Annotated in this window: 7 protein-coding genes and 1 pseudogene; 3 read left to right on the forward strand and 5 right to left on the reverse strand. The window is 59.8% G+C overall.

What is annotated here, in order from left to right; translation table 11 throughout:
• The 3 genes and pseudogenes from HZI36_RS26460 to HZI36_RS26470 all read left to right on the forward strand — a co-directional run.
• Nucleotides 1-132, forward strand: a pseudogene (locus tag HZI36_RS26460) (IS6 family transposase); the annotation flags it as partial.
• 131 nt (nt 133-263) lie between these two features.
• Nucleotides 264-521, forward strand: a complete 258-nt coding sequence (locus tag HZI36_RS26465; protein WP_179405632.1) for a hypothetical protein — start codon at nt 264-266, stop codon at nt 519-521.
• 556 nt (nt 522-1,077) lie between these two features.
• Nucleotides 1,078-1,257: a hypothetical protein gene (locus tag HZI36_RS26470; protein ID WP_179405633.1), complete on the forward strand. Its 180-nt coding sequence runs from the start codon at nt 1,078-1,080 to the stop codon at nt 1,255-1,257.
• A 19-nt stretch (nt 1,258-1,276) separates the two neighbouring features.
• Here HZI36_RS26470 and HZI36_RS26475 read toward each other — a convergent pair whose 3' ends face one another.
• From HZI36_RS26475 to HZI36_RS27125, 5 genes are all read right to left on the reverse strand, one after another.
• On the reverse strand, nt 1,277-1,720 hold the full coding sequence (locus HZI36_RS26475; RefSeq protein WP_179405634.1) for a PRC-barrel domain-containing protein: 444 nt from the start codon (nt 1,718-1,720) through the stop codon (nt 1,277-1,279).
• Nucleotides 1,721-2,157: 437 nt separating this feature from the next.
• Nucleotides 2,158-2,367, reverse strand: coding sequence for a hypothetical protein (locus tag HZI36_RS26480; protein ID WP_246327238.1), 210 nt, complete (start codon nt 2,365-2,367; stop codon nt 2,158-2,160).
• Between the two features lie 166 nt (nt 2,368-2,533).
• Nucleotides 2,534-3,253, reverse strand: coding sequence for a Crp/Fnr family transcriptional regulator (locus tag HZI36_RS26485; RefSeq protein WP_179405635.1), 720 nt, complete (start codon nt 3,251-3,253; stop codon nt 2,534-2,536).
• Between the two features lie 148 nt (nt 3,254-3,401).
• Nucleotides 3,402-4,862 carry a nitroreductase family protein gene (locus tag HZI36_RS26490; RefSeq protein WP_343050565.1) on the reverse strand — a complete coding sequence of 487 codons (1,461 nt, stop codon included), beginning with the start codon at nt 4,860-4,862 and terminating at the stop codon, nt 3,402-3,404.
• Nucleotides 4,863-5,024: 162 nt separating this feature from the next.
• The gene (locus HZI36_RS27125; protein WP_246327239.1) at nt 5,025-5,120 is read right to left on the reverse strand and encodes a DUF1488 family protein; all 96 of its coding nucleotides are present in this window, start codon (nt 5,118-5,120) and stop codon (nt 5,025-5,027) included.
• Nucleotides 5,121-5,280: the final 160 nt, after the last annotated feature.

Consider the following 5,280-nt stretch of genomic DNA (forward strand, 5'->3'; position numbering starts at 1 on the left):
TTCAAGGATTTCCGGTGCGCGTGCATCATCCTGTCCGGTATCGAAATCATGCACGTGATCCGAAAGGGGCAGATGCGTGACGATGGCATCGCTGAGACTGCGACCGATCAATTCCATTCTCTTGCAATGTAAGCAGTCCTGCTCATTGCGTGAGTTCGCTCATCCCATTTCCGTTATTGCGACACAGCCTCGCCATCACCCCGCAACGCGTCGAATGGGCGCGCCGTGCGCTCGCGAACCGGCCGCGCGAGACGATTCGGGCCATGGCGCGCGCGGTCGTCGCCGAGACGGGCGACGACCGCTATCTGCCGCGGATCCGCTCGGTCGTCGAGCGCGGCATGCCGCTGTTCCTGCTCGCGGGGGAACGCTCCGCATCCGGCTGGGACTTGCCGGACTGGGCGCGCTCGGCTGCGCGCGATTATGTCGCGCAGAAGGAAGTCGGCCACATGATGATGCTCGAGCAACCCGACGCGTTCTGCCGCATCGTCGAAAACATGGTTGCCCGACTCGGGTGCGCGTGATGCACGACCTGTCGGAAGGCGCAATTTCAGGAACACTGAGGCGAGTCGCAATTCACCCGCCAGAGCAATGCACCCACGTGTACGAGATTGTCGATGAGCACGAGATCATAATTGTTGGTCAATCCACCCATAATGAGGCGCGCTCTTTTATGGCTAACATCTAATGTTTGCGATGCATCCAGCCCAAGTGATGCGAATCCATCCAGTGAGTCACGCCCTCTCCAGGGTGTTCAGCCTGGTGTCGGCGAAACAGGGCGGTGCCAATTATAAAAATGACAGCCAGGCCAACTATAAAACCACTCATTGATTGAGACATGGTCGCCTCCACATAAAGTCAGATTTAATTCATTCGACGCCATTCAAATGATGCGCACCCAGACTCTGGAAATCGGTACGTTTCCGTACGAATGTCACGCGTTTGCGCATCGCCGCTGGATGTTGCCGCCACTGCACGGCAACGTACCGACTTCCCCTTCGCACTCGCCCATCCTGTGCTTGACACCCATGCATCTGGCCGCGCACCCCGAAGCCGCAGATCTCACATTTCGGAGGATCTATGAAATATTATCCAACCACATTACTTGATCGACGCGATCAGGCGACCCGAGAAAAGGAGCAGGGCGATCTGGCCCGAGCCGATACCGAACGGGCCGAAAAGCGCACCCGCGACTATGCCGGCATCAATTCCAATGCGGGCAAGTGGCGCTATTCCCATTCCGACCGTCAGGTGAAGTAGGCGTGCAGCGTTTCGTCCACTACCCGACATCCTCTCGTTCAGCTACCCAGTACGGCGTCCGGTTGTAGTACTGATGGAGCGACAATCCCCACTGGGATTGAGTCATCACCGGCCAATGCTCGTCGTCGAAGCCTGAGGTGCCTTTGACATGAGCGGCGGTGACATCCAGATGGAGGCATTTGTCGCAGGTATCGTATTTCACTGCATTCCACGGAATGGCGCAAAGCATCTCGCCAATCGCTCCGCTGGAGACAACCGCGTAGGCAATTGTTCGGTGGTGCAGATCGAGTACGATGTCGAAGACCGTGCCAATATCCTCACCATCCGACGTGATGATCTTGCTGCCCTTCAGGGCATCCGCGGTTGTCACCATATGACCGGAATCGTCGACGACGTCGCGTTCGGCAAGCCGGACCTCCTTGCTATCATCCCCCGATCGATCGGGGGTGTGGAGCATCCTCATGGTGTCCTCCTTGGACAAGATCCAGGAATATCCTTCCGTGCACGGTCTCGACACGTCACGCGTATGAACTACTCGGCGCACCGATTCAGCCACTGCCGACCCGCGGCCGTCATATTGAGCGAGCCGCCGATGCGTGACTCGTATGCAAGCCCGTGAGTCAATAGTTCGTTGGCGATGGGGCGTGGTATATCGGCTCGGGAATCTGGAATTCGATCAAGCGATTTGAGCGCCTCTACAACCTCGGGGGAAAGTGGGATGCACATGGCGGCCTCCTCGGAACTGAGTTCATCCTGAACCGGACGGCACGCCTTCGTCTGTACGGTATCGACTATTTGGCCGCATCAAAATAAAAGCCGGCGCTTGGCCGGCTTCGAGTCCCGTCTTGCTGAGACGGCTCCACGTTCTGTTTGAGATCGAGGAGTTTTGCTACGCTTACATTACAGATTCGGCAGAAAACCCATCCCCAGACGTTTCCGTGCATCGGAAATACGCTGTTTGGATGTGACGGCTTTCCACGAACGGGCATGGCCTCTCTGCCACTCCGGGTGAACAACGGGCATTCCATCGTCGGCCGCGCGTGCGTCCGCCTGTTCTTGCTGCCCGTCCTTCGCTTTTTTTTCCCGTTTCGGATGATCGTGCATCAACATGAACCCTCCCCAACCCGAGTTTCGTCAACGATTGGCTCGCGCTGAAATCCGCGGCCGATCTGCAGTCCGTGCGTCATGTGTCACCTTGCGCCTGCGGGGTTCGGCAGTCCGTACGCTGCCGTACGGACCGGATCGCATGGAGACGCGTCTGGCCTCGGCGCCGGTTCTAAAGTCGTTTCAAATCAGGGAGCAAGCGGTCGAATTCTCGCCGGACCACGCTGTAGCATTCGCAGACGCGGCTTTCAAGCCCGGCGCGATCCAATACCTCGATGTGCCCATAGTTGTACCGGATCAATCCGGCATCCTGAAGTTTCAGCGCGGCTTCCGTCACGCCCGACCGGCGCACACCGAGCATGTTGGCGATCAGCTCCTGCGTCATTTTCAGTTCACTCGACGGCAGGCGATCGAGGCTGAGCAGCAGCCATCGACAGAGTTGCTGATCGATCGAGTGATGCCGATTGCATACGGCCGTCTGCGCCATCTGCGTGATCAGCGCCTGCGTGTAGCGGAGCAATAGCCGCTGCATCGAACCGCCTCGACGGAACTCGTCTTTCAGGATGCGTGCGTCGAGTCGGTACGCGTATCCCGCGCTTTGGACGATCGCGCGGCTCGGAGTGGTTTCGCCCCCCATGAAAAGCGCGATGCCGATCAACCCGTCGTTGCCGACGATGGCAATTTCGGCTGACGAACCGTCTTCCATCACGTACAACAGCGAGACGATGGACGTCGTCGGAAAATAAACGTGACTGAGAGAACCACCCGACTCGTACAGCACCTTTCCCAACGGCATGTCAACCAACGCAAGCTGCTGCGAAATATGCGCCAGATCTTCTGCCGGTAATGCGGCCAGCAGATGATTTTCAATCGTGGATGGCTGACCCGACATACGTCACTCCTCCAGTGGCCGCAGCCTCTACCGAAGACGGCCCAACGACGCGAAGCGTCATCGGCTCAACGTCATCGGCTCAGGACCCGAATGACATTCCGCGTGTACTCGATCATCGTAGCACTCCGGGTGAAATCGAACTTTCGCGTCAAGGCTGAATCTCGTACGGCGGAAATGAAGACAGGCGCGGATCGTCCACCGCGCCGCCGACGGTGAAGTGGTACAGGGATTGCCAGGCATGATCCTTCACGCCGAGCAATGCGTGCATTTCATCATCGAAAAAGCAGCCGATCCCCGTCGCGCGCACGCCGGCGGCTTCTGCTTCGAGATAGAGCGCCTGGCCAAGCATCCCGCACTCCCAGAACAGATGGCGATAACGCCATGGCTGCTTCAGCGCGATTTCGAATTTCGCGATCATCCCAAGCGCAAAGCATGAATCAGCGCCGATGTCCTGGTGGCAGCAGATCAGCTTGGCCGCCGCGCGCAAATCGTAAGGCAATAGAAGATAGAGCGGCAGAGAGTCTGGCCCTATTTTTTGCCACAACCATTCCGGACGCAGCGATCGCTTGAGATCCGGCAGCGCTTCCGGCGTTCTCACGAGCATATAGAGGCCCGGCTCCAGGCCGTCGACGCGGTGCACCAATAGCGCCGCATGCACTGCGGCAGCAGACATCAGCGCATTCCACGGCGGCGTGTCGGGCTGTGCCAGCAGGCACGCCAGCATGCTGAAAAAAGCCGCGTCGCTGATGCGCGTCGTGCCATCGAAATTCACCGCGCTGCGACGCTGTCTGGCGATCCGGGCGAAGCTGAGATCGAGGGCCGGCGTCGCCGGCGCTGAACCCTGCTCCGGATGCGGCGACGGGGGTTCGCGAGTCCGGGTCTTGTGTGTGGCGCGATGAATCGAATCGATGTCCGGCCACGTCACATGTCCCGAACTCAGCCGATTGGCGCGTCCGCGCCATTGCGCCCTATCCAGGGCGATCCGCATGCTGTCGAGATCGGGCCGCGTCTCAGGGTGGCCAATCCAGAGCAAAAAATCCGGCGCCTCCGTTTCGGCTTCCATGAAATCGTCGCGGCGGTCCACGCCAAGCAAGCCGGCCACGACACCATCCGCAGCCGCCTCCATCAACCGCGTCTGCCAGCCGAGCGCGGCTGCTGCGTAACTCATCGCAGCGATCACATGGCCGCAATCCTGCTGGCAATAGCGCCAGGCCCGCATGCCATATTTCCACGCTTCGCGCCAATGGATCGAGCTGATGCCGACCAGGACACCCCTTTCCGAAAACGCGTCGGTCCATCGCGGCTCGTCCACCGCGGCGCGATGTTCAAGCGCATGATCCCGGCTCAGGTAGTGGTAGACGCCTGCGGACAAGCCGGGTAGAGCCGGGCACAGAAGATAGCCCTCGGTCGGATGCAGATTTCCGCTCGACGGGTTGCAGCGCAGTGCCCACCGCTGGTCGCCATAGGATTTCCACCCCGACAAGCCGAGTGAGAGTTCGAACAGGATGGCCAGACTGGATAGATCGAATCGGTGCGCGGGCGGCAGGGTGCCGCGGCGCAACGCGTTGTAGCGCGTGGCCAGCGTGTCCGCGGCCAACGGCAGACCCACGCGCGGCGCGCCGTGAAACACGCGGAAAGGATCCGGCTGGGTTGCCCAGTCAAGCCCCGCAGGGCCAGGCGCGTAGCAGTCGAGACGGTGCTTGCTGCGTTCGTGATAATCAAGCAGTCGGAAACAAGGCGCAGTGGGGCGCGTACGCAAACGGGGCCCCACTTACGATATCGTGTACCTGTTTTGGGGACTGCGCTTGTAAAGCTCTCTGGCGAGCCCCAGAATCCGGTCGCGGTTGCGGTCGAAGGCCGCAAGCAACGCGGGCTCGCTGGAATCCAGGAGGTATCCGGAATTTCGTGTGTGAGGCGGGTTGAGACTCAGATTCCGATATTGAATCGCTCCGGGTAAAGCAGTGCAAACTGCGTCATCGCGCCTTTCCAATCGTGCCGGGAGCCGGTCCACTTGGCAACGACGTTAC

Source organism: Burkholderia guangdongensis (assembly GCF_013403875.1).
Taxonomy (GTDB): domain Bacteria; phylum Pseudomonadota; class Gammaproteobacteria; order Burkholderiales; family Burkholderiaceae; genus Burkholderia; species Burkholderia guangdongensis.